Below are 24,886 nucleotides of genomic sequence, written 5' to 3' on the forward strand. Positions count from 1 at the left end.
ATGCTGTCCGTCCCATCCCCAGCCTCCATTCGCTGGCGATAAAACCGGACAACTCGTGTGCTACCTAACCCGGACAACTCATGTGCTTACGACACCTTCCAGCCCAAGCGCTTGCGCCCTTGCCCGCCTTCGGCTATAGAGCCGCCACCCGCGTAGACACCCTTGGAGGCAACKCGGAGGAAGGCCGGCAAGGCCCCGCATGATCCCCAGACGCATTTGGATCGCCAAACGCATCGGACAGATCGTGCAAGGCCGCGACGGCTTTCGACGTTTACGGTTGGCCTCGTGCTCGCCGCAAGCGCTCCATAACACGCGAAAGGAAATGCCATGAGCCACGATGCTTACGAGCTCAAGGCCGAAGCGCRCGAACAGGTCGGTAAGGGGTCCGCCCGTGCAGTTCGCCGCGACGGTAAAGTGCCTGCAGTTATTTACGGCGACAAGCAGCCTCCCCTGGCTATTGCGCTCAACTACAAGGACATCTTCTACAAGATCCATGGCGGCGGGTTCCTGACCACGGTCGCCACGATCGATGTCGACGGCAAGAAGATCCAGGTCCTGCCGAAGGATTTCCAGCTCGACCCGGTCAAGGATTTCCCTGTCCATGTCGACTTCCTGCGCATCGGCAAGGACACCGAGGTCAATGTCGACGTGCCTGTCCACTTCATCAATGAGGACAAGTCGCCCGGCATCAAGCGCGGCGGCGTGCTCAACATCGTTCGCCACGAAGTCGAGTTCCACTGCCCGGCCAACGCGATCCCGGACTTCATCACCGTCGATCTCGCCGGCACCGACATCGGCGACTCGATCCACATCTCGGCGGTCAAGCTGCCGGCCGGCGTCAAGCCGGTCATCTCCGATCGCGACTTCACCATCGCGACCATTGCCGGCTCCGCGGCGATGAAGCCGGAGACGGAGGAGACCACCGAGGCAGCGGCGACCGAGGCGGCGGCCCCGGCGGCCGAAGAGAAGTAATTTCTCCAGCTCCGGAGGCGACGATGCTTGTCTTTGCAGGCCTCGGCAATCCGGGYGCGAAATACGAAAACAACCGGCACAATGTCGGCTTCATGGCGGCGGACGCGATTGCCCGCCGCCATTCCTTTTCGCCCTGGTCGAGAAAATTCCAGGGCCTGATCTGCGAAGGCACGCTCGGCGGCGAGAAAATCCTGCTGATCAAGCCGCAGACCTTCATGAACCTGTCCGGACAGTCGGTCGGCGAAGCGCTGCGCTTCTACAAACTCGAACCGGCCGCGCTTACCGTTTTCTACGACGAGATCGACCTTGCCGCCGGCAAGCTCAGGGTGAAGGTGGGCGGCGGCTCCGGCGGCCACAACGGCATTCGCTCGCTCGACCAGCATGTCGGCAACGCCTATCGCCGGGTGCGCATCGGCGTCGGCCATCCCGGCGTCAAGGAGATGGTGCACGGCCATGTGCTTGGCGATTTCGCCAAGGCGGACCGTGAGTGGCTCGATGTCCTGCTGGACGCAATCGCCGACGACGCCGCGCTGCTCGCCAAGGGCGACGACAGCTCGTTCATGAACCGCGTCACGCTCGCCTTGCGTGAAAAACTCGTGCCGACCGGCGACGACGACCGCCCGCCGCCCAAGCCGCCGAAGCAGCAAAGCCATGTCCGCCAGGCGCGCCCGCAGCAGCCGGCGGCAAAAATTCCCGAAAGCGGCCCGATGGCCGCCATGCTGAAGAAGCTGTTCGGAAAAGACTAAAGAGCGCGGCCGCGCGGCACCGCTCAGCGGGGATTGCGTCTGGCGGCGCCGACATCGCTCCGGGGCCACAAGTGAGGTCAGCATGGCGGACAGTGTCTCGGATCTGGCGGGACGCGCCAGAAAACTCGGCCTGGCTGGGGACTTCGTCTCGGGTCACGCGCTGATCGACCAAGCCGGGCGTCTGGCCGGCGACGATCCGGAAGCCCGCGCGATCTGCGCTCTCGAACGCGGCCGCCTCCACAATTCCGCCGGTGAACGCGAAAGGGCGCGGCCGCTGTTCGGCGAAGCCTGGCGACTGGCGCGGCAGGCCGGGGCCCATGCATTGGCCGTGGACGCCGCGCATATGCTGGCGATCGTTGGAACGCTTGACGGCGCCGTTGAATGGACCGCGACCGCCCTCGCCTATATCGGCGAGCATCCGGAGGCCGGACCCTGGCGTGCACCGCTGCTCAACAATCTCGGCTGGTCCTACTTCGATGCCGGCCGGTTCGTTGACGCTCTGGCTCTGTTCGAGCAGGCCGTCGACTTGCGCCGCTCGGCCGGCGAGAAACGCGAACAGCGCATCGCGCGCTACGCCGTGATCAGGACGTTGCGCGCGCTGGGACGCCTGGAAGAAGCCCGGCGACTTGCCGAAGAAACAGCCGCCGCRGCAGTCGCCGAGGGCGCCCAGGCGCCTTATGTGCTGGAGGAACTGGCCGAATGCCGCGCCCTTCTGGGCGACTTGGACGGCGCCCGCGACAGCGCGCGGCAGGCACTGGCGATGCTGGAGCAAGACCAGGCCTTCGTTGGTGGCGAACCGGTGCGCCTCRCCAGACTTCGCCGGCTTGCGCGATGATCCCGCGATAACCAGATTAGCCGCCATGAGGCGGCCCGGCCGATCGGGGCTTGACGTTCGTCACCCCTATCGCCCATAGCCCTCACCAAAATCGAATTCCGACAGGACTGGACGAACATGGGTTTCAAATGTGGCATCGTTGGCTTGCCCAACGTCGGCAAGTCGACGCTGTTCAACRCGCTGACCAGGACAGCCGCCGCGCAGGCCGCCAACTATCCTTTCTGCACCATCGAGCCGAACACCGGCGAAGTGGCGGTGCCGGATCCGCGCCTGCGGAAGATCGCGGCGATCGGCAAGTCCAAGGAGATCATCCCGACCCGCATCTCCTTCGTCGACATTGCCGGCCTGGTGCGCGGCGCCTCCAAGGRCGAAGGGCTGGGCAACCAGTTCCTCGCCAACATCCGCGAGGTCGACGCCATCGTGCATGTGCTGCGCTGCTTCGAGGATGACGACATCACCCATGTCGAGGGCCGCATCGATCCGGTGGCCGACGCCGAGACGGTCGAGACCGAGCTGATGCTCGCGGACCTCGAAAGCCTCGAGCGCCGCATCGTTCAGTTCCGCAAGCGCGCCGCCGGCAAGGACAAGGAAGCGGTGGCCGTGCTGCCGATGATGGAGGCGGCGCTCGAATTGCTGCAGGCCGGCAAGCCGACGCGCTTCCTGCTCAACGGCATCGCGCCGGAGGATCTGCGCATCCTGCAAGGGCTGAACCTGCTCACCTCGCATCCCGTTCTCTATGTCTGCAATGTCGCCGAGGCGGACGCCGCCACCGGCAACGAGCACACCAGGGCGGTGGAGAAGATGGCGGCCGCGCAAGGCGCCGGCACGGTGGTGATCTCGGCGGCGATCGAGGCGGAAGTCGCCCAGCTTTCCGACGAAGAGGAAATGGAGTTCCTGGCCTCGATCGGCCTCGACGAGCCGGGCCTCAACAAGGTGATCCGCGCCGGCTACGAGCTCCTGCATCTCATCACCTATTTCACCGTCGGGCCGAAGGAGACGCGCGCCTKGACGATCCACAAGGGCGATAAGGYGCCGCAGGCGGCCGGCGTCATCCATACCGACTTCGAACGCGGCTTCATCCGCGCCCAGACGATCTCCTACAACGACTTCGTCACGCTGGGCGGCGAAGTGGCCGCCAAGGAAGCCGGCAAGGCGCGCGACGAAGGCAAGGAGTATGTCGTCCAGGACGGCGACATCATGCTGTTCAAGTTCAACACCTGAGCGCCTGACTGGCTTACCAGAAATCGCTTGACCAAATCGTCCTGGGCCTGCATCCGGGTTGCCCGATCTTTGGGATTAACCGGATTGCCGACATGACCGGAAAGACCTGGGCCTATGAGGATTTCGTCGAGGGCGCCTCGCTGGACATCGGCAGCAAGACCGTAAGCGCGGCCGAGATCATCGAATTCGCCTCGGAATTCGATGCCCAGCCGATGCATCTCGACGAGGAAGCCGGCAAGGCCAGCATCCTCGGCGGGCTTTCGGCTTCGGGCTGGCACACCTGCGCGATGTTCATGCGCATGCTGTGCGACGCCTTCCTGCTCGATTCGACCTCTCAAGGATCGCCCGGCATCGAGCATGTGAAATGGAAGAAGCCGGTGCTGGCCGGCGATACCCTGCGCGGCACGGTCACGATCCTGTCCAAGCGCCAGTCCAAATCGCGGCCTCAGCTCGGCTTGATCAYCATGCGCAGCGAACTGGTCAACCAGCGCGGCGAGAGCGTCTTCGAGCTCGAGAACACTGGCATGTTCCTGACCCGCGAGGCCGCGGCATGACCCTCGACGAGTACTTCCTGATCGGCGAAACGGTCACGCTAGGCTCGCACAAGTTCGAGCCGGAGGAGATCAAGGCCTTCGCCAGGAAATACGACCCGCAGGTCTTCCATGTCGACGAGGAGGCGGCAAGGAAGAGCGTRCTCGGCGGGCTCTGCGCCTCGGGTTGGCATACCGCCGCCACCTGGATGAAATACAACCTCGAAAAGCGCATGGAGACCGAGGGCGTGCGCTGGACCGGCCCCGGCCCGCAGCCCGAATTCGGYCCCTCGCCCGGCTTCCGCAATTTGAAATGGCTTAAGCCGGTCTATGCCGGCGAGACGGTGACCTTCACGCGCACCGCGCTCGCRCACCGCCCGCTCGCCGGGCGCCCGGGCTGGAACCTGCTCACACTGCGCTCCGAAGGGTTCGATTCGACCGGCGACAAAGTGATCGAGTTMGACAGCGCCGTGCTGGTGAAGGTGGGGTAGTGCCTCTGCCTTCTCCCTTGCGGGAGAAGGTGTCGCCGAAGGCGACGGATGAGGGGTGCTCCAGGGAAAGCCAGCGTCTCACTCCGCTGGAACACCCCTCATCCGTCTCGGCGCTGCGCGCCGATCCACCTTCTCCCACAAGGGGAGAAGGAAGAGGCGCCTCAATGCCCCTCGAACCCGATCAGCGTCCTGACCGGCACGCCGAGCGCTTCCAGYTTCCGGCGGCCGCCGAGGTCCGGCAGGTCGATGACGAAGCAGGCGGCGACGATGTCGGCGCCGATCTGCCTGAGCAGCTTCACCGCCGCTTCCGCCGTGCCGCCGGTGGCGATCAGGTCGTCGACCACGATCACCTTCTCGCCGGGCGAGACGCCGTCCTTGTGCATCTCCATCTCGTCCAGCCCGTATTCGAGGCTGTAGGCCACGCGCACCGTCTCGTAAGGCAGCTTGCCCTTCTTGCGGATCGGCACGAAGCCGGCCGACAACTGGTGCGCCACGGCGCCGCCGAGGATGAAGCCGCGCGCCTCGATGCCGGCGATCTTGTCGATTTTCAGCCCGRCATAGGGATGCACCAGCTCGTCGATGGCGCGCCGAAAGGCGCGCGCGTCGCCAAGCAGCGTGGTGATGTCGCGAAACAGGATGCCGGGCTTCGGATAGTCCGGAATGGTGCGGATGGCCGCAAGCAGCGTGTCTTCGAGGGAGGATTTCATAAGCGGTTGATCCGTTGCCGCACAGTTTTGCCGGCAAGCGGCCGAAAAGAAAAGGGCACCTTTCGGCGCCCTTCACATTTTTCTGGAAGCCGGCCGCCTCAGTGCGCCACGTCGGCCCACACCCTGCGCTTGGTCATGTAGACCAGCGCGCCGAAGAGCAGCAGGAAGACCATGACGCGGAAGCCGGTCTTCTTGCGGTCCTCGAGATGCGGCTCGGCGGYGAACATCAGGAAGGCCGAGACGTCGCGGGCATACTGGTCGACCGTCTGCGGCGAGCCGTCGTCATAGGTCACCTGGCCGTCGGAGAGCGGCTTCGGCATCTTCAGCGACACGCCGGACAGGAAATACGGATTGTAGTGCGTGCCTTCCGGGATCACCATGCCGGCCGGCGGCGTCTGGTCGTAGCCGGTGAGCAGCGAGTGGATGTAGTCCGGGCCGCCCTGAGCATACTGGGTGAAGATATCGAAGATGAAGCGCGGGAAGCCGCGCTCGACGCCACGCGCCTTGGCGAGCAGCGACATGTCCGGCGGGGCGGCGCCGCCATTGGCGGAGGCCGCGGCCTGCTCGTTCGGGAACGGCGCCGGGAAATGGTCCGACGGCTTGCCGGGACGGTCGAACATGTCGCCGGCATCGTTCGGGCCGTCATGGATGGTGTATTCGGCGGCCAGCGTCTTGATCTGCGCGTCCGAATAGCCGAGCCCTTCCAGCGTGCGGAAGGCCACCAGGTTCATCGAATGGCAGGCCGAGCAGACCTCCTTGTAGACCTTGAGGCCGCGCTGCAGCTGCGCCTTGTCGTAGGTGCCGAACGGGCCGGCGAAGCTCCAGCTCATTTCCTTCGGCTCGTTGATCGGGAAATGCGTCGGCGCGGCCGGGTTGTGTTCCTCTTCGGCGGCGATGGCAGCGGTGCYCGCCACCACCAGGCCGAGCAGCGCCAGCGAGGTGAGAATCTTCTTCATACCCAAAATCCCCTCAGATCCTCAGCCTTTGGTTTCCGGCGCGGCGGYCGCGCCTGCCGGATGTCCGCTGCCGCCCTTGTTTTTTTCCAGCACCGCCTCGGTGATCGAGTTCGGCAGCCTGCGCGGCGTCTCGATCAGGYCGAGCACCGGCATGATGACCAGGAAGAAGGCGAAGTAGAACAAAGTCGCCATCTGCGCCATGAACACGTAAGAGCCTTCCGCCGGCTGCGAGCCCAGCCATCCGAGCAGGATGGCGTCGGCCACGAACAGCCAGAAGAACAGCTTGTACCACGGGCGGTAGACCGCCGAGCGCACCTTGGAGGTGTCGAGCCACGGGACCAGGAACAGCATGGCGATGGCGCCGAACATGCACAGCACGCCGCCGAGCTTGGAATTGATCGGGCCGATGTTGAAGGTGATGGCGCGCAGGATCGCGTAGAACGGCAGGAAGTACCATTCCGGAACGATATGGGCCGGCGTCTTCAGCGGGTTGGCGACCGTGTAGTTGTCCGGGTGGCCGAGATAGTTCGGCAGGTAGAAGACGAAATAGGCGAAGAAGAACAGGAACACGATCATGCCGAACGCGTCCTTGATGGTCGCATAGGGCGTGAAAGCGACGGTGTCGGTCTTCGACTTCACCTCAATGCCGGTCGGGTTCGACTGGCCCACGACATGCAGCGCCCAGATGTGCAGGACGACGACGCCGGCGATCATGAACGGCAGCAGGTAATGGAGCGCGAAGAAGCGGTTCAGCGTCGGGTTGTCGACGGCGAAACCGCCAAGCAGCAGTTCCTGGATCCAGTTGCCGACCAGCGGGATAGCGCTGAAGAAGYCGGTGATGACGGTGGCGCCCCAGAAGCTCATCTGACCCCAGGGTAGCACATAGCCCATGAAGCCGGTGGYCATCATCAGGAGGTAGATGATGCAGCCGAGGATCCACAGAAGCTCGCGCGGCGCCTTGTAGGAACCGTAGAAGAGGCCGCGGAAGATGTGGATGTAGACGGCGACGAAGAAGAACGAGGCGCCGTTGGAATGGAGGTACCRCAACAGYCATCCCGAATTCACGTCGCRCATGATCTTCTCGACCGAATCGAAGGCGAGATTGGTGTCGGACGTGTAATGCATCGCCAGCACGATGCCGGTCAGGATCTGCGAAACCAGCATGATCGAAAGGATGCCGCCGAACGTCCACATGTAGTTGAGGTTGCGCGGCACCGGATAGGCGACGAAGCTGTCATAGATCAGCCGCGGCAGCGGCATGCGGGCGTCGAACCAGCGCTCGATACCGGTCTTGGGCGTATAGGTCGWGTGTCCCTCGCTCATCGAAATATCCCCTGCCTCAACCGATAAGGATCTTGGTATCGGAAATGAACTTGAATACCGGGATCGCCATGTTCTCCGGCGCCGGGCCTTTGCGGATGCGGCCGGCGGTGTCGTATTGCGAACCGTGGCACGGGCAGAACCAGCCGCCGAAATCGCCTTCCTGGCCGAGCGGGATGCAGCCAAGATGGGTGCAGACCTGGACCATGACCATCCAGGCTTCCTTGCCGGGCGTGGTGCGGTTGGCATCGGTCGCCGGCGCATCCGACGGCAGGTTGGCGTTGCGCGCGATCGGGTCCTTGAGATCGGCGAGGTTGACGGCTTCGCCGTCCTTCATTTCCTTTTCGGTGCGGTTGCGCACCACCACCGGCTTGCCGCGCCATTTGACGATCAGCGAGCTGCCGGGCTGCAGCGAGGAGACATCGACCTCGACCGAAGCCAGCGCCAGCGTCGAGGCATCCGGCTGCATCTGGTCGATGAACGGCCACGCCACGGCTCCCGCGCCGACGACGGCGGCCATGCCGGTGGCTACATAGAGAAAATCGCGACGGTTGGGATCGTGGATTTCGGTTGCGCTCACGGGTGCCTGATCCTTTCGCCTCTTCCTAACCGGAGGCCGAGCCTTGTCCCCGCTCAATCGCACCTGCCCGACAGCGCATGGCGAACAGGCTAGCGAATTCCTCCGGCATTTGGATTTCGGTTTATGCGGGCAGCCCGTTTTTGTCCAGCGGGGTGAGGCCACAAGGGCAGATTGTCGCGGGGATGCGCGGCGCCCCTGGCCGGCGCGTCCGTGCCAGGCCGCCGGACAGGGCGGAACAGCGGGGAATCCGGGCCGAAATCGGGCCGATGTTCGCCTCGACATCGGCTCCTGGCCCGGTCTATTCTCCCGGCATGGCGCATGTCATCGAACGCGACAGCTGGGCCGACGGCCCCGACTGCTGGAAAGGCGAGCTGCAATGCGGCCAATTCGGCGCCAATTCCTGCCTGATCTTCATTATCAGCCGACGGTCGGCGGCGGTCCGCGCCTGCACAAGCACCCCTATGCGGAAATCTTCGTCATCCGCTCCGGCACCGGCCTGTTCACGATCGGCGACCGGGAGATCAAGGCCACCGCCGGCCAGATCCTGATCGTGCCGCCCGACACGCCGCACAAATTCACCAATCTCGGCCCGGGYCCACTCGAAAGCACCGACATCCACGAGAACGGCCACTTCATCACCGAATGGCTGGAATGATTCTGATTGGATCTGTCCGAAGCCTGACGGTAGCCTAGTTCCATCGACCTGGCATTTGATTGAGATCGACGCATGYGAACACGAGCCGTCGAGGTCGAGGGGCTGACTATTGCGATCCGGGAAGCAGGACCGTTCGATGCGCCCGGCCTTCTGCTGCTGCATGGCTGGCCACAAAGTTCATATGCATTCGAGGCAGTCATCGATCGGTTGGCCGAGAACCAGCGTGTGGTCGCGCCGGACCTGCCGGGCGTCGGCGACTCTCAGGGCGCGCCCAGGACCGGCGAAAAGACAGATCTGGCAAGATTGATAAAGGGGCTGATCGGCGCTTGCGGCTTGCGGCAGGTCATCGTCGCCGGTCACGATGTCGGCGGCCAGATCGTATTCGCCCTGTTGCGCGACATGCCCGAGGAACTGTCCGGCGYGGTGATCATGGACGTCGTCATCCCCGGCGTGGCGCCGTGGCAAGAAGTCATCCGCAATCCGCATATCTGGCATTTCGCTTTCCATGCGATCCCGGCTTTGCCGGAGATGCTGGTGAGCGGCCACGAGCGCGCCTATTTCGATTTCTTCTTCGATGTTCTTTCGAAGGAAAAATCGGCAATCCCCGCGGAAGCCAGAGACATTTATGCGAAAGCCTATTCGCGGCCGGAAAGTCTCAAGGCCGGCTTCGACTGGTACCGCGCCTTCGCCGCAGACGCCAAGACCAATTCCGCGCCGCCCAGGACACCGATCGCCATGCCGGTGCTTTATCTCAGGGGCTCGGCCGAAACCGGCGACATCGCCGATTATCTCGACGGCTTGAGATCCGCCGGCCTGTCGCGCGTCGAAGGCGACATCATCCCGGACAGCGGGCATTTCGCCGCCGATGAGAACCCCACGGCGCTCGCTGCGAGATTGCTACGCTTCCGTCAAGAAGTCAGTGCCTAACTGGCGCCCAGCCTGACCAGCACCGCCCGTGGGATGTTGTACTCGCGGATCACCGCATCGTGCTTGCGCAGACCGCAGAGCTCGCGCTGGATGAAGTAGGCGTGCACGGCCGCGGCCGCTTCCTTGAGCAGCCGGTTGCGATGCTCGCCTTCGCCGCCCTCGCGCAATCTGGCAAGGGTTTCCTCCACGCGCTGGCCRGCGCGGCCAAGCGCGGCGGCCTTCTCGGCGAGGATTTCGTGGCCGAGCAGGTCGAGCGCGCTTTCCTGGGCGCCTGACCGTCCGAAATTGGTGGGCATGCGTACCGACATGACGCCGTTCTACTCCGCCGGCCGCGTCTCTTCCAGCGGGCTTTCCTCATTGAACAGGAAGCCGCCGGACTGCCGCTTCCAGAGCCGCGCATAGAGCCCATCGAGCGCCACCAGTTCGTCATGCGTGCCCTGCTCGACGATGCGRCCGCCGTCGAGCACCACCAGCCGGTCAAGTGCTGCGATGGTGGAGAGCCGGTGCGCGATGGCGATCACGGTCTTGTTTTCCATCAGCCTGGTCAGGTTCTCCTGGATCGCCGCCTCGATGTCCGAATCGAGCGCCGAGGTCGCCTCGTCGAGGATGAGGATCGGCGCGTCCTTGAGGAAGACGCGGGCAATCGCTACGCGCTGCCGCTGCCCGCCGGAGAGCTTCACGCCGCGCTCGCCGACATAGGCCTCGTAGCCGGCGCGACCTCTGGTATCGCGCAGCCCCAGGATGAAGTCATGCGCCTCGGCCTTTTTCGCAGCGGCGATCACCTGCGCGTCGGTGGCGTCCGGCATGCCGAGCTTGATGTTGTCGCGCAGCGAGCGGTGGAACAGCGCGGTGTCCTGGCTGACGACGCCGATATTGCCGCGCAGCGAGTTCTGCGTCACATGCGCGATATCCTGGCCATCGATCAGGATCCGGCCGCCTTCCAGGTCGTAGAGGCGCAGGATCAGATTGGCCAAGGTCGTCTTGCCGGCGCCGGACGGGCCGACCACCCCGACCTTCTCGCCCGGCCGCACGGCAAGGTCGATGCCGTCGAGCACCCCTGCCCCCTTGCCGTAATGGAAAGTGACGTTGCTGACGTCGATGCGGCCGCCGGTGACGACCAGTTCGCTGGCGTCCGGCGCGTCGGTCAGGCCGAGCGGCTGCGTGATCAGCGCCTTGGAGTTCTCCAGCACGCCGAGGTTCCTCAGAATGCCGTTGAGCTGCATCATCAGCCGCCCGAGCAGCATGTTGAGCCTCAGCACCAGCGACAGGGTGAAGGCGACGGCGCCGACGGTGATCGAGCCTTCGACCCACAGATAGATGGCAAAGGCCGCGATCGCGGTGATCATGACGCCGGAGAGCATGGTCAGCGCCATGCGCACGYCGGTCAGCCGCCGGGTGAACGGCCGCAGCGCGTCGAGATAGATGTCGAAGCCGCTGCGGATATAGCGGTCGTCGCCATCGGCCGAAAACAGCTTCAGCGTCTGCACGTTGGAATAGGAATCGACGATGCGGCCGGTGATCATCGAGCCGGCCTCGGCGGTCGCCTCGGCATGCTTGCGGATCGCCGGCAGATAGAGTTTCGCCAGCCAGCCGAACGCCGCGATCCACACCACCACCATCACCGCCAACCGCAAATCCAGCCCCGCGACCAGCGCCAGCGTGGTGACCGTATAGACGATCATGAACCAGACCACCTCGATGAAGCTTTCCATCAGGTCGCCGGTCGCCTGCCCCGCCTGCCAGACCTTGGTGGCGATGCGGCCGGCGAAATCGTTCTGGAAGAAGGCATAGGACTGGCGCGAGACATGCCGGTGCGCCTGCCAGCGCACCAGATTGTAGAAGCCGGGCGTGATCGTCTGTTCGTCGACCAGCGCCGACAGGCCGACGACGACCGTGCGGATGATGAGCACCACCGCGCCCATGAACAAGAGCTCGGGTCCGGCGGCGGTCCAAAGCGCTTGCCAACTGCGCTCGCCGGGCAGTTGATCGAGGATATCGACCAGTCGCCCAACGAAATAGAACAGGCCGGCTTCGACCAGCGGGGCGATGCCGCCGATGATCAGCATGGCGAAGAAGGCTAGCTTCGCCTGGCCGACATAGTGCCAGAGGAAGCCGCCGACGCTGGCGGGCGGCCGCAGATTCGCGGGCTCGCGGAACGGATAGACCCAGTGCTCGAACCAGCGATAGATGGCTTGCATCATTCGGCGGCTTCACCTTTCGTCGCCAGATCCTCGGCCGCCTGCTTTTCCTCGAGCAGGAAGCCGCCCGACTGGCGCCGCCAGAGCTGGGCATAGAGCCCGCCCTTGGCGATCAGCGCCTCATGCGAACCGTCCTCGACGATGCGCCCTTTGTCCATCACCACCAGCCTGTCCATCGCCGCGATGGTCGACAGGCGGTGGGCGATGGCGATGACGGTCTTGCCTTGCATGAGCTTGTAGAGGTTCTCCTGGATAGCCGCTTCCACCTCCGAATCGAGCGCGGACGTCGCCTCGTCGAGGATGAGGATAGGCGCGTCCTTCAGCATAACGCGGGCAATTGCGATGCGTTGCCGCTGGCCGCCGGACAGCTTCACGCCGCGCTCGCCGACAAGCGCCTCATAGCCGCTCTGCCCATGCGGATCGGTCAGCCCCGCGATCACATCGTCGATCTGGGCGGCTTTCGCGGCGCTGAACATCGCCTGGTCGCTTGCCGACTGACGCCCATATTTGAGGTTCTCGCGAACCGACCGGTGCAAGAGCGAGGTGTCCTGGTTGACGAAGCCGATCGCCGCCCGGACGCTTTCCTGCGAGACGTTGCGGATATCCTGCCCGTCGATCAGCACCTTGCCGTCCTGCACGTCGAACAGTCTGAGCACGAGATTGACCAGCGTCGACTTGCCGGCCCCGGAACGRCCGATCAGGCCGACCCGCTCGCCCGGCGCGATCTTCAGCGACAGATTGTCGATGACGCCGCCTTTGCCGTCCTTGCGCCAGTAGTTGAAATTCACCCGGTCGAACTCGATGCCGCCGGCGGTCACGACGAGGGCCGGCGCGTCGGGCCGGTCCTGCATGACGATCGGCCGCGCGATCGTCGTCATCGAGTTGCCGGCGACGCCGATCTGCCGGAAGACGTTGGCGCCGACATCGAGGATCCTGCCGGAGATGTTGGCGATCTGCAGCGCGAACGGTATCGCGGTCGCCACGGCCGCGGTGGTCATGGCGCCGGCGTTCCAGCCGGCGAGCGCCAGCCAGCTCACGGCGATAAGCAGCGCCGCGTTGAGGATGAACAGGGCCGACCACATCAGCGTGAAAACGCGCATCAGCTGGTAGAAAGTGTCGGCGTGCTCGACCACGGCTTGCGAGACATATTTGTCTTCGTGCTCGCCGGTCGAGAATGTCTTGAGCGTCAGGATGTTGGTGTAGCTGTCGACCATGCGGCCGCTCACCTGCGACCACCGCTCCGACAGTTGGGACGAGCGTTGCGTGATCCTGGGCATCGCAGACCAGAAGATCAGGCAATAGAACACCAGCCACACAGCCACGACCGCCAGGAGAAGCAGGTCAAGCCGCGCCAGCACCACGATGGCGACCGCAACGAAGACCAGCGCGTACCATACGGCATCGACGGTGAGGTTGACGCTCATCTCCATCGAATCRCCGCTCTGCATGACCTTCGTTCCGATGCGGCCGGCGAAGTCGTTCTGGAAGAACGACCAGTCCTGGCGCACGACATGCCAATGGCTCTGCCAGCGGATGAGGTCGATGAGGTTCGGCGCGATGGCATGGTTGCGGATGAGCGCGTCGACAACCATCGACAACGGACGCAGCAGCACGACGAAGGCCATCAGCACGAGCAGCGGCCCATGCGCGGCGAAGAAATCGCCCGGCCTGGTGCTGGAGAGCAGGCCTACGATCAGGCCGACGAAGATCGGCAGCATCGCGTCCACGATGGCCGCGACGGCAACGATGAYGATGCGCAGCCAATAGGCGGCGCGAAACTGCCTTATGAAATACCAGTAGAAGCGCCAAAGCCCCATTGGCGGCTGCCTGTCGTCGGCCAGCGCCACCGGCGAATAACGGCTTTCGAACCAGGTGAAGATGCGGTCGAACATTTTTCTCTCGTGGAGGCCACAAACCCGCCGGCGCCCGATCTGGTCGCCGGCGGGCCTCTGGCCATGCCGTGGTTACGCCTGGGATCGATTTCCTGCAATCGCCGTAACCTGTTGATGCCAATCGCGATCGCGTTACTCCGCCGCCATCTCGGTCGCCTTGGCGTCGGCCGGTCCGTCATCGAGCAGGAAGCCGCCGGACTGACGCTGCCAGAGCTGCGCGTAAAGCCCGCCCTTGGCGACGAGCTCTTCGTGAGAGCCTTCCTCGATGATGCGGCCCTTGTCCATGACGACGAGCCTGTCCATCGCCGCGATCGTCGACAGCCGATGCGCGATCGCAATCACCGTCTTGCCCTCCATCAGCTTGTAGAGGTTTTCCTGGATCGCCGCTTCGGCTTCCGAATCGAGCGCCGACGTCGCCTCGTCGAGGATCAGGATCGGCGCGTCCTTCAGCATGACGCGTGCGATCGCGATGCGCTGCCGCTGGCCGCCGGAGAGTTTCACGCCGCGGTCGCCGACATGGGCATCGAAGCCCTTGCGGCCGTTATGGTCCGAAAGCCCGCCGATGAAATCGAGCGCCTCCGCTCGCCGCRCCGCCTCGATGAGCATCTCGTCGGTCGCGTCCGGCCGGCCGTAGAGGATGTTCTCCTTTACCGAGCGATGCAGCAGCGAGGTGTCCTGCGTCACCATGCCGATCTGGGCGCGCAGCGAATCCTGCGTCACCGCCGCGATCTCCTGGCCGTCGACGAGGATCCTGCCGCTTTCCAGATCGTAGAAACGCAGCAGCAGATTGACCAACGTCGACTTGCCGGCGCCGGAACGCCCGACGATGYCGACCTTCTCGCCGGGCTTCACGGTGAGCGACAGGTTCTCGATGACGCCCTTCTGCTTGCCGTAATGGAAGCCGATGTCCTCGAAGCGGATTTCACCCTGGTTGACGGCGATGTCCCTCGCGCCCGGCCTGTCCTCGACGAGGCGCGGCAGCGAGATCGACTGGATGCCGTCCTGCACGGTGCCGATATTCTCGAACAGCCCGGACATCTCCCACATGATCCATTGCGACATGCCCCACATCCGCAGGACAAGGCCGATGACCACGGCGACGGCACCGATCGTCACCGCCTGTCCCAGCCACAGCCAGAGCGAGATTGCCGTCACCGAGAACAAAAGCAGCGAGTTCAGGATGTAGAGCAGGCCGTAAAACACCGTCACCAGCCGCATCGAGCGGTAGACGGTGTCGAGGAAGCTCGCCATGCCCTCTCTGGCGAAGGTCGCCTCGCGTCGCGCGTGCGAAAACAGCTTCACCGTCTGGATGTTGGTGTAGCTGTCGACGACACGGCCGGTCATGGTCGAGCGCGCGTTGGCCTGCTCCTCGCCGACCTTGCCCAGCCGCGGGATGAAAAAGCGCAAGAGCCCGATATAGCCGACCAGCCAGACGGCGAGCGGTGCGGCCARCCGCCAATCGGCCGAGCCGACGATGAACAGCATGCCGAGGAAATAGACGATGACGTAGTTCAAGACGTCGATCAGCTTGATTACGCATTCGCGCACGGCGAGCGCCGTCTGCATCAGCTTGGTGGCGATGCGGCCGGCGAATTCGTCCTGATAGAAAGCCATCGACTGCTTGAGCAGATAGCGATGCACCTGCCAGCGGATGCGCATGGGATAGTTGCCCATCAGCGTCTGCTGGTTGAGCAGCGAATGCAGCCAGACCGTGCCCGGCAGCGCGAACAGCACGACGAAAGCCATGCCGGCGAGCTTCCAGCTTTCCGTCTGCAGGAAGGTTTCGCGGTTCTGCCCCGACAGCCAGTCGACGATGTGGCCCATGAAGCCGAACATCCACACTTCGGCGATGGAGATCGCGGTCACCAGCACCGCATCCATGATGATGTAGGGCCAGGCGCCGCGCGTATAATGCACGCAGAACGCGACCAGCGTCTTCGGCGGCTCGACCGGCTCCGCGGCCGGGAAGGGATTGAGCCTGTTTTCAAACCAGCGGAACATTCCAGGCACTCACGATGCTATGCGCGCTCACGCGGCGCGGGATTGATGGGGTAGGTTTTGCGGCCGCGCAGCATTGCGGGCCGGCGATACGGAATCATCCGTCTCACCGGCCCTGCTTCGCGCAATATAGGGTGTCTTGGGCTTTTCGCCGACAGGCCCGTTCGACGGCCCCGACGGCCCCGAACTTGCCGACGACAAGCCTGAGCCTGCCMGGTTCCTGTCGCCCGGCCGGATCAGGCGGATGATCCGCCGCACCAGCGTGGGCCGGCTGTGGTCGGGCACCGCGCGCGAGAAATCGACGTCCGGCAGCATGCCGCGATGCGGCCTGCGCCGTTCCTCGGCATGCACCGCCGACGAATAGGTCTCGCCGATCAGCAGCGCCCAGGTCGCCGCCTTGCGCTCGTGCAGGCTTCTTGAACCCGGTATTTTGTAGGGATCGAACATCGGTCCGTCCTCCATATGCAAATGCGTTAAAAACGGTGATGCGGCCTCGACCACCGGCATTMGGCCGAAGGCGCGGATCGAATCGGTCGGAAGATGACGACAAGCATCAATCTCGACACGTTCAGCTGGGGCGCGGCGCCCCTTTGGCAGTTTGAAAAACATCGCAAGATTCCTTCGAAGGCCGAAAACTGGGTTCGGCGGGAATCGGTGCGATGAGGACTTAAAGTGTCAGAAGAATCGTCGTACCGAAACCGCCTGCGGGCATACGCGAGCCCCGGATGGGAGCTGCCCGGAGAGGAGCTGGAAGTGCATGGTCATCATGTGTTCCCCTCCATTCGGTTCGGGTTGACGATGGTGGGCATATACTCGACTTCGCAGAAAATGGCCACCCGCCAGTCCAGAAATCGCCGAAAGCCGGAGATGCCTGTGGCCGATCTGCCACTTATTAGCAGGATGCGAAAATGAACGATCGTCTCCGCATCGCGCTCTACCAGCCGGATATCGCCGGCAACACCGGGACAATCCTGCGCTTCGCCGCCTGCCTCGACATCGGCGTCGATATCATCGAGCCGGYCGGTTTCCCGCTCTCTGACCGGGCGCTGAAACGGGCCGGCATGGATTACCTCGAAATGGCAGCGCTCTCCCGCCATGCCGACTGGCACGCCTTCGAGGAATGGCGAAAGGYGCATGCGCGCCGCCTGGTGCTGCTCACCACCAAGGCCGCGACGGCCTATACCGATTTCGCTTTCGCCGCCGGCGACATTCTTCTGTTCGGCCGCGAATCCGCCGGCGTGACGGAAGAAGTCCACCAGGCGGCCGATGCGCGACTGACCATTCCGATGCGGGCGGGTGCGCGCAGCATCAACGTCGCGTTGTCGGTTGCCATGGTCGCGGGCGAAGCGCTCCGCCAACTCGGAAAATAGCTTTCGCGCCTCCGCGCTATCCTGATCCGCCGTCATTCCTGCCCAGGCGCACATCGCCTTTCTCCTGCAATTGCCCTATCGACGTTTCTTGGCTACAAGCTCAACTTAACTTGAGGTCAAGCGGGAATTCGGGAATGGCTCCAGTGAGGGAATTGAYGGTCGGCCAGGTGGCGATGCGCAGCGGCGTCGCGGTATCGGCGCTGCATTTCTACGAGGCGCGCGGGCTGATCCGCAGCCACCGCACGTCCGGCAATCAGCGGCGCTACAGCCGCGACGTGTTGCGGCGCGTGGCGATCATCCGTGTCGCCCAGGAGGTCGGCATTTCGCTCGCCGAGATCGCCCGGGCGTTCCAGTCGCTGCCCGAAGAGCGCACGCCGAACCGCGAGGACTGGAACCTGCTTTCGACAGCCTGGCGCGACGCGCTCGACCATAAGATCAGCCAATTGAAAAAGTTGCGTGACGGCCTGACCGACTGCATCGGCTGCGGCTGCATGTCGATCGACAAATGTCCCCTGAGGAACAAGGAAGACCGGCTGGCCCGAGAGGGTACGGGCGCGAGAAGGCTATTGGTGCCCTGACGATTGTTCAGTCAGCCGCCGGCAGCCGCCGCATGGTGAACTCGATCACGTCGCCCGGGCGTTCAAACCAGCTTTCGATCTCGGTCCAGTAGGCCTGCTTCGGGAAACGCTCGAACCACTCCTTTGCCTTGAGGCGCGCTGCCGGGCGCGGCAGCACGAAGGTCTCACGCAGGAATCCGTCGCGCGGCTGGTCTGCGCGCTCGGCGCGCGAGCGCTCCAGTCTCTTCTTCAAGCCATCCAGCGGCGGTCTTGCCGGGGTGCGCACGAAGGAACTCCTTTGCACCTGGGTCAGACAGGACTTGACCCTTGCCTTTAAGAGATTAGGGATCGCGCGCAGAAAAAACGAGTCATTTGTCAGGCGAGCGGGCCTGTGACTGGAGACGGATTTGGAACGACCTGACCTTCCCGTGGGGCTGCCGGCCGATATCGAGCCGAAGAAGATGAAGGCACGCCTCTGGTTCGAAGCGCTGCGCGAGCGCATTTGCGCCACCTTCGAGCAGCTCGAGCAGGAGATCCAGGGACCGCTGTCTTCATGGTCGCCCGGCCGTTTCGAGAAGACGCCCTGGGAACGCGACGAAGGCAAGGGTGGCGGCGGCACCATGTCGATGATGCGCGGCCGCGTCTTCGAGAAGGTCGGCGTGCACACCTCGACCGTGCATGGCGAATTCTCGCCCGAATTCAGGAAGCAGATTCCCGGCGCCGACGAAGACCCCCGCTTCTGGGCGAGCGGCATCTCGCTGATTGCGCATCCCTGGAACCCCAACGTGCCGGCCGTGCACATGAACACGCGCATGGTCGTCACCACGCGCCAGTGGTTCGGTGGCGGCGCCGATCTGACGCCGGTGCTCGACCGCCGCCGCACCCAGGACGATCCCGACACGATCGCCTTCCACCGCGCCATGCAGTTCGCCTGCGAGAAGAACGCGGCCGTCGCCGACTATCCCAAATTCAAGGCCTGGTGCGACGAGTATTTCTTCCTGCCGCACCGCAACGAGCCGCGCGGCGTCGGCGGCATCTTCTTCGACTGGCTGCATTCGGACGAGGACAAGGGCGGCTGGGACGCCGATCTCAATTTCGTCCAGGATGTCGGCCGCTCTTTCCTGGTCGTCTATGCCCATCTGGTGCGGGCCAATTTCAACCAGAACTGGACCGACGGCGAGCGCGACGAACAGCTGATCCGGCGCGGCCGCTACGTCGAGTTCAACTTGCTTCACGATCGCGGCACCATCTTCGGCCTGAAGACCGGCGGCAATGTCGCCTCGATCCTTTCCAGCCTGCCGCCCGAGGTAAAATGGCCGTAACGATCCGGTGAGCGCGGCGATGGCCGCATTGCTGTACCATTCGCCGAATCTTGGCKGGCAATGTGGCAGGGGTAATATCTTTTTCGTATAATATCCTTTTGAAAAAATTGAGTTATTCAAGGTTGCCGGGCCGGGAAGCGCCGGCGGCCGAAGCGGAGGTCACTTGCCTCCCGCCGGCCGTGATCCGACGCGACTTGACGGCCCTGACCAATGAGGGCGCCTTGCCAAGCGGGGCGCCCGCATCCCAGGAGAGCATGCCATGCGCAAGCTTATCGTGACGGCGGCAGCAGCCGCCTTTCTCGCCTCCGGTGGCGCCGCGTTCGCGGCGGTCAAGCACACCACGGGAACCGTGAAGAGCTTTGACGGAACGGCCATGAGCCTTGTTCTGGACGATRGATCGACATTCAAGCTGTCCAAGGCCTTCAAGGATCCCGGCATTCAGGCCGGCGAGAAAGTCCGCGTGTCCTGGGACATGAGCGGCAAGAACAAGGTCGCCGAGGCCGTCAAGATCATGAAATAACGGCCGGCGATTCCCGGAAAAGTACTTAGCGGTTTTCCGTCCGGAATTGCGTAAGAAACCCGGAATTGCGTAAGGAACAAAGAGGCTAAGCAAGCTCAGGCGGCGCGAAAGGCGGAGCATCCGTGMTCCGCCTTTCGGTTTCCCGGCTTACCGCGCCGACGGCGCTGCGACTCTTCATGCAACCGAAGACGGCGGCGTGTGTTATTGTTGTCCACCCGCGCAATTCCGCCAAAACGCGCAGCCGCTTCCGGCGGGATTGCATGATAATAAATAGCCGGAGCGGCGAAGCTGAGCGGCTCCAGAGCGAGGAAGGGAAAACCCATGAAAGAATTCCAATGCGGATCGCTGGTTCCCGGCTGTGACTGGCACACGCGCGCCGAGGAGGAAGYGGAGGTCATGCGCCGCGCCGTCGAGCATATGCGTGAGACGCATGGCGAGACCATCATCCGCGAAACGATGATCGAGGCGATCCGCTCGCGCATCCAGAAGGTTCGCGACGCCGCCTGAGCAGCCAGATCCCAGAATTCGACTGCCAAACTTTCTGCCGGCGATCTCCCGGGTCGCCGGCAGAAACATTTTCCCGATAATTCAAGCAAATTCTTATATTCGTAGCGGCTTAGATAACCTTGCAGTAACGGTACGCGTGCGATTCTGCGGCCCATGATCCGGCCGAAGGGGCTGCCCGAGGAGCCTTCGCCATCAAGGCGCTGTCCGGAATGGTGGGGCGAGGTGCTTCGCGCATGCGCGAGCGGTCCAACATCGGAGCAGGTCTCTGCGCGGCGGCGCTCCTGTCGTGCGCCCTCYTCTTTGCCTCCGCTGCAATGGCCCAGGAATGGACGACCTCGCTTGTCGATATCCATCAGGGTTCCCCACTCAGCGACAAGGCCAGGGGCCTCGGCAACGGCGGTTACGAGTTGCAGAGTGGGAGCTGGGTGTCGTTCAACCACTGGTACAGTGCCAACTGGGTCGACATGCATGTGGACCTTCTCACCCAGATCACACCCGATACCGGGATTCTTTGGGGATTTGGCACGGGCGAGCAAGCCGAGAAATACCGCATCGAGCCCAGCCTGAAGCTTGGCTTTCTCACCCAGGTCCATCCCAACCCGAACAGCACGCTGTCGCTTTCGGTCACCTCGACCATCGGCGGCGGCCTCACTGAAAAGCCATGCGAAGCCGACTATGGCGACCTTGGCACCTACAGCGTCAATTGCCGGCTCGCGGCGGGCGTGACGGCGCCGGAGGAAACCTTGAAATATCTGGTCAGCGCCAAGCCGGAGACCATGCATCTCTGGTTGAATTACCGTCTCACTTTCTGATCGCGGGAGCCGCAAATGAACATCGTCTCGTGCCCGAATTCTCGCCCTTCCCTGTTTCCGTTGAACTGGGGAATGAAGTTGGGCGTTGCAGCCGCCTTTGCCATTCTTTCGGTGCCGATAGCCTCTGCGCAGGAGGTTCTCAGCGCGGACGAGACGGCTGCGCTCTGCCATGGCGGCGGCTCCATCTGCGTGARCGCAAGTATCCCCGCGCGGTCGACACTGGCCGCCCAGAGCTGGATGAGCCCCGACGTCGGCACCGCATGGGCAGCCGGCTACAAGGGCAAGGGCGTCACCATCACCTTGGTTGACGACTTCAGCAGCACGTCGCGTTTTTCCGGCAATTTCGGCATCGGCACCCAATACCAGCGGCACGGCGAATGGACGCGCGAGGAGGCAAGCATGATTGCTCCGGCGGCGACCATACGCTCCAAGGATTTCTCGACCGGCACGGCCGTTTCGCTGGCGAGCGGCCGCAACGTGCTCAACCTCAGCTACGGCATGTACACCACCGCGGGCTACAGCCMGAACCAGATCTGGTGGGCTCCGGAGGAGGCTTCGATCATCACCTACGCCACCAAGGGTTCGRCCATCGTCTCGAAGGCGGCCGGCAACGACTCGGTCGCCGTCGGCGGGATCACCGGTGGCCAGCAGGACTATCTCGACCTTGCTCTGATCGGCAAACCGACGGCGATCTTCGTCGGCGCGCTGTCGACAAACGGCACCACGGCCAACAAGGCCCAGCTCGCCTGGTATTCCGACTATGCCGGCTCCAACCCGGCTGTGCAGAKCCACTTCCTGGTGGTCGGCGTCGAGGGCGACAAGACCGGTCTCTACGGAACGTCTTTCGCCGCGCCCATCATCTCCGGCTATGCCGCGATCATCGGCAGCAAGTTCACCAAGGCGACGCCCGTTCAGATCACCAATGACCTGCTCAACACCGCCCGCACCGACACGCTGGTGAACTACGACCCGTCCATCTACGGCAAGGGCGAGGCAAGCCTTTCCCGCGCGCTCGCCCCCGTGGCGATCCATTGACTGGCGCCGGGCTGCCTGAACAGGCTAGATTTCCAGGGCCTGCGCGGCGCGTTTCATGAGCGCGCCGCGTTCCAGGGTAAAACCCGACTCGACCCATTCCTTCTCAAGATTCTTCAGCGTCGCGCCGAGCTTCGGCCCCGGCGAGGCGCCAAGCGCGGTCAGGTCGGCGCCCTTGATCGGAAACACCGGCTTTTGCCATTTCAGCGTGAAACTGAGCAGGCGTGAAAAACCACCGGCTTCCATCATCGCCTGATTGTCCTCGACGGCGCGCGTCCGCGCCGCGGCAAGCGCCAGCCGGATGCGGTCGAGATAGCCGCCGCGATCGCCGTAATAGAGTTTCCTGGCCAGTTCGGTCTCGGTCACCTTGGCATCCGGCGCAACGGTCAGCGCCCAATGCCGCAGCCGGCCGGCATCGTCGTTCGACAATCGCAGCCGCTCGCCTAGCGTCTTCATACGCACGGCATCGGGCGGAACGATCGCCTCGAGCCTCAGCATCGGATCGGGGGCCCAGCCGAGATCTTTTCCAGCCTTGACCAGGCCATGGATGGCGTCGATGCCCCATTTCTCGCTTTCCGGCAGCACGGCGGTGAGCACGCCGGCCTGGCGCATCCAAAGCAGCGCGCGCGACGGATCCGCGGCCGACAACAGCTTCTTCACTTCGGACCAGACCCGTTCGGCGGAAAGCTGAACAAGCCCGTCCTTCAGTCTTGCGCAGGCCTTCAGGCCTTCCGCGTCCGGCCGTCCATCACCATACCAGGCAAAGAACCGGAAAAAGCGCAGGATGCGCAGATAATCCTCGCGGATGCGCGCTTCCGCGTCGCCGATGAAACGCAACCGCCGCGCCTCCATATCGGCGATGCCGCCGACAAGGTCGACGATCGTGCCGTCGGCTTCGGCATAGAGCGCGTTGATGGTGAAGTCGCGCCGCTCGGCGTCCGCTTTCCAGTCGCGGCCGAAGATCACTTTTGCCCGCCGCCCGTCGGTCTCGACATCGGCCCTGAGCGTCGTCACCTCGTAAGGCTTGCCGCCGGCGATCACCGTGACCGTGCCATGCTCGATTCCTGTCGGCACCGTCTTGAAGCCGGCCGCAGCGGCGCGCCGGATCGTTTCCTCGGGCACGGTGGTCGCGGCGATGTCGATGTCGGCGACCGGCTGGCCGATCAACGCGTTGCGCACCGCGCCGCCGGCGACGCGCGCTTCCTCGCCGCCCTGCTTCAGCGCCGCAAGAAGCTTCTGCAGATGCTTTTCAGCCAGCCAATCGGCCCTGCCCGAGAGTGACGCCTCAGCGCTCAACCATAAAGCCTTTCATAGAGCGTGCGGATGATGCCGGYGGTGACGCCCCAGATGYGCTGGCCGCCATAAGGCATCTCGTAGAAGAACCATTCCAGCTCGTTCCACATGCGGCTGTCGCGCGCGTGGTTGGCCGGGTCCATCAGGAAACTCAAGGGCACCTCGAAGGCGGCATCGACTTCATCGGCATTGAGCGTCAGCGAAAAATCCGGCCGAACAATGGAAAGCACGGGCACGATGCGGTAACCGCTGCCAGAGACGTAGTCGGGCATACGACCGACGATCTCGATATGCTCGCGATCCAGGCCGATCTCCTCAAAAGTCTCGCGCAACGCCGTGGCTTCAGGGCTCTCGTCGGTCGGGTCGATGGTGCCGCCCGGAAAAGCCACCTGGCCGGAATGGCTGCGCAGCTTCTCGGCGCGCTTGGTGAAGARCACCATGGCGCCCTCGGCGCGGTCGATCACCGGGATCAGCACCGCCGCGTCGCGCAATGGCTTGACGCGTTCGAGCCTGGGATGGCCGGGATTGAAGCGATGATCGCCGAAATCGTCACCTGGCTGCGCCTCGGCCTGCGCCGCGACGCGCGCCCGAAAATCCGCAATCGAAAACGGCGCCGGCGTCACCTGGTCCATCACGCGCTCAGCCGTCTGAGCTTCTCGGCCGGCATGATCGGATAGACCTCGCCGCCCGAGCGGACCGAGAACATCGTCTTGCCGTCGATGTCGATCTCCTCGCCATGCTCGACCAGTTCGTACATGACCGGCCGCGCCACCAGGGCTTCCAGCCGCCCGCGCACCAGCACATAAGGCTTCAACCCGCCGGTTTCGTCCTCGTCGACGAAGCGTAGCGGATGGCCGGGTCCGGCGGCGACGACGTCGCCGACATTGGTGCGGAAAGTGATGACCTGGTCGTCCCCGCTTCCGGAAACATTCATTTCGACGGCGATGAAGGGCGCGTCGGCGACGCGTATTCCGACCCGCTCGACCGGCGTCACCAGATAGGTCTTGCCGTCGRCATCCTTGCGCAGAACGCTGGAAAAAAGCTGTACCAGCGGCATGCGGCCGATCGGCGTGCCGAGATAGAACCAGGTGCCGTCCGCCTTGATCTCCATGTCGAGGTCGCCGCAGAAGTCCGGATTCCAGCGCTCGACCGGCGCCGGCCCCTTACCGGCCCGCGCCGCGCGCGAGATCAGCGCCTCCAGGCCCCGCGCCTCGGTGGCGCCAGTCAGACTCTGTTTGCCCAAGCTCTCTTTGCTCAGGTTCTGCTCGCCCGGGCTTTGTTCAAGATGTTCGCTGCGTTCGGCCATGGTCACGAAATAGTCACTGTTGTCCCGATTGTCAGCCTTGTCCGCCGGAGTCTGTGATTTAAGTTCAATTACAGGCGCCAGCTGAGGCCGAATCGCGGCATTCTGCGGCATCGAGAATGCAGGCCGGTATCTCCAACCA

General features: G+C 63.9%; 27 protein-coding genes and 1 pseudogene. 15 read left to right on the plus strand and 13 right to left on the minus strand.

Annotated features, from left to right (window positions below; all coding sequences use genetic code 11):
- Positions 1-327 precede the first annotated feature (327 nt).
- The 6 genes from LCM4576_RS30515 to LCM4576_RS30540 all read left to right on the plus strand — a co-directional run bounded on the left by LCM4576_RS30515 (position 328) and on the right by LCM4576_RS30540 (position 4,795).
- Entirely contained in the window at positions 328-972 is a 645-nt protein-coding gene (locus tag LCM4576_RS30515) for a 50S ribosomal protein L25/general stress protein Ctc (RefSeq protein WP_071036108.1), read from the plus strand.
- A 23-nt stretch (positions 973-995) separates the two neighbouring features.
- Positions 996-1,718: an aminoacyl-tRNA hydrolase gene (gene pth, locus LCM4576_RS30520; RefSeq protein WP_071036109.1), complete on the plus strand. Its 723-nt coding sequence runs from the start codon at positions 996-998 to the stop codon at positions 1,716-1,718.
- 82 nt (positions 1,719-1,800) lie between these two features.
- Entirely contained in the window at positions 1,801-2,553 is a 753-nt protein-coding gene (locus tag LCM4576_RS30525; protein ID WP_071036110.1) for a tetratricopeptide repeat protein, read from the plus strand.
- 117 nt (positions 2,554-2,670) lie between these two features.
- Positions 2,671-3,774 (plus strand): redox-regulated ATPase YchF, encoded by a 1,104-nt coding sequence (gene ychF / locus LCM4576_RS30530; RefSeq protein ID WP_071036111.1) that lies wholly within the window; start codon positions 2,671-2,673, stop codon positions 3,772-3,774.
- 92 nt (positions 3,775-3,866) lie between these two features.
- Positions 3,867-4,328 carry a MaoC family dehydratase gene (locus tag LCM4576_RS30535; protein ID WP_071036112.1) on the plus strand — a complete coding sequence of 154 codons (462 nt, stop codon included), beginning with the start codon at positions 3,867-3,869 and terminating at the stop codon, positions 4,326-4,328.
- On the plus strand, positions 4,325-4,795 hold the full coding sequence (locus LCM4576_RS30540; RefSeq protein ID WP_071036113.1) for a MaoC family dehydratase: 471 nt from the start codon (positions 4,325-4,327) through the stop codon (positions 4,793-4,795). The genes LCM4576_RS30535 and LCM4576_RS30540 overlap by 4 nt, the downstream gene beginning before the upstream one ends.
- 161 nt (positions 4,796-4,956) lie before the next feature.
- On the opposite strand, the gene LCM4576_RS30545 is transcribed toward LCM4576_RS30540, so the two are convergent.
- From LCM4576_RS30545 to petA, 4 genes are all read right to left on the minus strand, one after another.
- Complete coding sequence (locus LCM4576_RS30545) at positions 4,957-5,502, minus strand: adenine phosphoribosyltransferase (protein WP_071036114.1); 546 nt, start codon at positions 5,500-5,502, stop codon at positions 4,957-4,959.
- Positions 5,503-5,600: 98 nt separating this feature from the next.
- Entirely contained in the window at positions 5,601-6,458 is an 858-nt protein-coding gene (locus tag LCM4576_RS30550) for a cytochrome c1 (RefSeq protein WP_071036115.1), read from the minus strand.
- 21 nt (positions 6,459-6,479) lie between these two features.
- A complete protein-coding gene (locus LCM4576_RS30555; protein WP_071036116.1) occupies positions 6,480-7,781 on the minus strand; it encodes a cytochrome b N-terminal domain-containing protein in 1,302 nt (433 codons plus the stop codon).
- 16 nt (positions 7,782-7,797) lie between these two features.
- Complete coding sequence (gene petA, locus LCM4576_RS30560) at positions 7,798-8,358, minus strand: ubiquinol-cytochrome c reductase iron-sulfur subunit (RefSeq protein ID WP_040989687.1); 561 nt, start codon at positions 8,356-8,358, stop codon at positions 7,798-7,800.
- A 311-nt stretch (positions 8,359-8,669) separates the two neighbouring features.
- Here petA and LCM4576_RS30565 point away from each other — a divergent pair.
- Positions 8,670-9,013 (plus strand): annotated as a pseudogene (locus tag LCM4576_RS30565) (cupin domain-containing protein).
- A 72-nt stretch (positions 9,014-9,085) separates the two neighbouring features.
- Positions 9,086-9,940 carry an alpha/beta fold hydrolase gene (locus LCM4576_RS30570; protein WP_071036117.1) on the plus strand — a complete coding sequence of 285 codons (855 nt, stop codon included), beginning with the start codon at positions 9,086-9,088 and terminating at the stop codon, positions 9,938-9,940.
- On the opposite strand, the gene LCM4576_RS30575 is transcribed toward LCM4576_RS30570, so the two are convergent.
- The 5 genes from LCM4576_RS30575 to LCM4576_RS30595 form a co-directional block, all read right to left on the minus strand.
- On the minus strand, positions 9,937-10,248 hold the full coding sequence (locus LCM4576_RS30575; RefSeq protein WP_071036118.1) for a DUF6665 family protein: 312 nt from the start codon (positions 10,246-10,248) through the stop codon (positions 9,937-9,939). The two genes, LCM4576_RS30570 and LCM4576_RS30575, sit on opposite strands and share 4 nt — an antisense overlap.
- 9 nt (positions 10,249-10,257) lie before the next feature.
- Positions 10,258-12,141, minus strand: a complete 1,884-nt coding sequence (locus tag LCM4576_RS30580) for an ABC transporter ATP-binding protein (RefSeq protein ID WP_071036119.1) — start codon at positions 12,139-12,141, stop codon at positions 10,258-10,260.
- A complete protein-coding gene (locus LCM4576_RS30585) occupies positions 12,138-14,030 on the minus strand; it encodes an ABC transporter ATP-binding protein (RefSeq protein WP_083361578.1) in 1,893 nt (630 codons plus the stop codon). The genes LCM4576_RS30580 and LCM4576_RS30585 overlap by 4 nt, the downstream gene beginning before the upstream one ends.
- A gap of 132 nt (positions 14,031-14,162) precedes the next feature.
- Positions 14,163-16,031, minus strand: coding sequence for an ABC transporter ATP-binding protein (locus tag LCM4576_RS30590; RefSeq protein ID WP_071036120.1), 1,869 nt, complete (start codon positions 16,029-16,031; stop codon positions 14,163-14,165).
- Between the two features lie 27 nt (positions 16,032-16,058).
- Positions 16,059-16,475, minus strand: a complete 417-nt coding sequence (locus LCM4576_RS30595; protein ID WP_083361580.1) for a hypothetical protein — start codon at positions 16,473-16,475, stop codon at positions 16,059-16,061.
- 461 nt (positions 16,476-16,936) lie between these two features.
- Here LCM4576_RS30595 and LCM4576_RS30600 point away from each other — a divergent pair, with 461 nt between their 5' ends.
- Together LCM4576_RS30600 and soxR are read left to right on the plus strand one after the other, a co-directional pair.
- Positions 16,937-17,398, plus strand: coding sequence for a tRNA (cytidine(34)-2'-O)-methyltransferase (locus tag LCM4576_RS30600; RefSeq protein ID WP_071036122.1), 462 nt, complete (start codon positions 16,937-16,939; stop codon positions 17,396-17,398).
- A gap of 134 nt (positions 17,399-17,532) precedes the next feature.
- On the plus strand, positions 17,533-17,976 hold the full coding sequence (gene soxR / locus LCM4576_RS30605; protein WP_071036123.1) for a redox-sensitive transcriptional activator SoxR: 444 nt from the start codon (positions 17,533-17,535) through the stop codon (positions 17,974-17,976).
- Between the two features lie 7 nt (positions 17,977-17,983).
- On the opposite strand, the gene LCM4576_RS30610 is transcribed toward soxR, so the two are convergent.
- Positions 17,984-18,241 (minus strand): hypothetical protein, encoded by a 258-nt coding sequence (locus tag LCM4576_RS30610; RefSeq protein WP_040989701.1) that lies wholly within the window; start codon positions 18,239-18,241, stop codon positions 17,984-17,986.
- 121 nt (positions 18,242-18,362) lie between these two features.
- On the opposite strand from LCM4576_RS30610, the gene hemF reads away from it, so the two are divergent.
- From hemF to LCM4576_RS30635, 5 genes are all read left to right on the plus strand, one after another.
- Positions 18,363-19,277, plus strand: coding sequence for an oxygen-dependent coproporphyrinogen oxidase (gene hemF, locus LCM4576_RS30615; RefSeq protein ID WP_041004471.1), 915 nt, complete (start codon positions 18,363-18,365; stop codon positions 19,275-19,277).
- A 259-nt stretch (positions 19,278-19,536) separates the two neighbouring features.
- Positions 19,537-19,797, plus strand: coding sequence for a DUF1344 domain-containing protein (locus LCM4576_RS30620; RefSeq protein ID WP_071036124.1), 261 nt, complete (start codon positions 19,537-19,539; stop codon positions 19,795-19,797).
- A 321-nt stretch (positions 19,798-20,118) separates the two neighbouring features.
- Complete coding sequence (locus LCM4576_RS30625) at positions 20,119-20,304, plus strand: DUF1059 domain-containing protein (RefSeq protein WP_071036125.1); 186 nt, start codon at positions 20,119-20,121, stop codon at positions 20,302-20,304.
- 233 nt (positions 20,305-20,537) lie between these two features.
- Complete coding sequence (locus LCM4576_RS30630; protein WP_071036126.1) at positions 20,538-21,116, plus strand: hypothetical protein; 579 nt, start codon at positions 20,538-20,540, stop codon at positions 21,114-21,116.
- A gap of 72 nt (positions 21,117-21,188) precedes the next feature.
- Positions 21,189-22,151, plus strand: coding sequence for a S8/S53 family peptidase (locus LCM4576_RS30635; RefSeq protein WP_083361579.1), 963 nt, complete (start codon positions 21,189-21,191; stop codon positions 22,149-22,151).
- 24 nt (positions 22,152-22,175) lie between these two features.
- On the opposite strand, the gene LCM4576_RS30640 is transcribed toward LCM4576_RS30635, so the two are convergent.
- Genes LCM4576_RS30640 through LCM4576_RS30650 form a run of 3 tightly spaced genes read right to left on the minus strand, consistent with a single transcriptional unit; the run spans position 22,176 to position 24,747 of the window.
- Positions 22,176-23,444: a CCA tRNA nucleotidyltransferase gene (locus tag LCM4576_RS30640; protein ID WP_071036127.1), complete on the minus strand. Its 1,269-nt coding sequence runs from the start codon at positions 23,442-23,444 to the stop codon at positions 22,176-22,178.
- Complete coding sequence (locus LCM4576_RS30645; RefSeq protein WP_071036128.1) at positions 23,441-24,073, minus strand: CoA pyrophosphatase; 633 nt, start codon at positions 24,071-24,073, stop codon at positions 23,441-23,443. The genes LCM4576_RS30640 and LCM4576_RS30645 overlap by 4 nt, the downstream gene beginning before the upstream one ends.
- Positions 24,073-24,747, minus strand: coding sequence for a DUF1285 domain-containing protein (locus LCM4576_RS30650; RefSeq protein WP_407067413.1), 675 nt, complete (start codon positions 24,745-24,747; stop codon positions 24,073-24,075). The genes LCM4576_RS30645 and LCM4576_RS30650 overlap by 1 nt, the downstream gene beginning before the upstream one ends.
- Positions 24,748-24,886 lie beyond the last annotated feature (139 nt).

Source organism: Mesorhizobium sp. LCM 4576 (assembly GCF_001854815.1).
In the GTDB taxonomy this organism is placed as follows: domain Bacteria; phylum Pseudomonadota; class Alphaproteobacteria; order Rhizobiales; family Rhizobiaceae; genus Mesorhizobium; species Mesorhizobium plurifarium.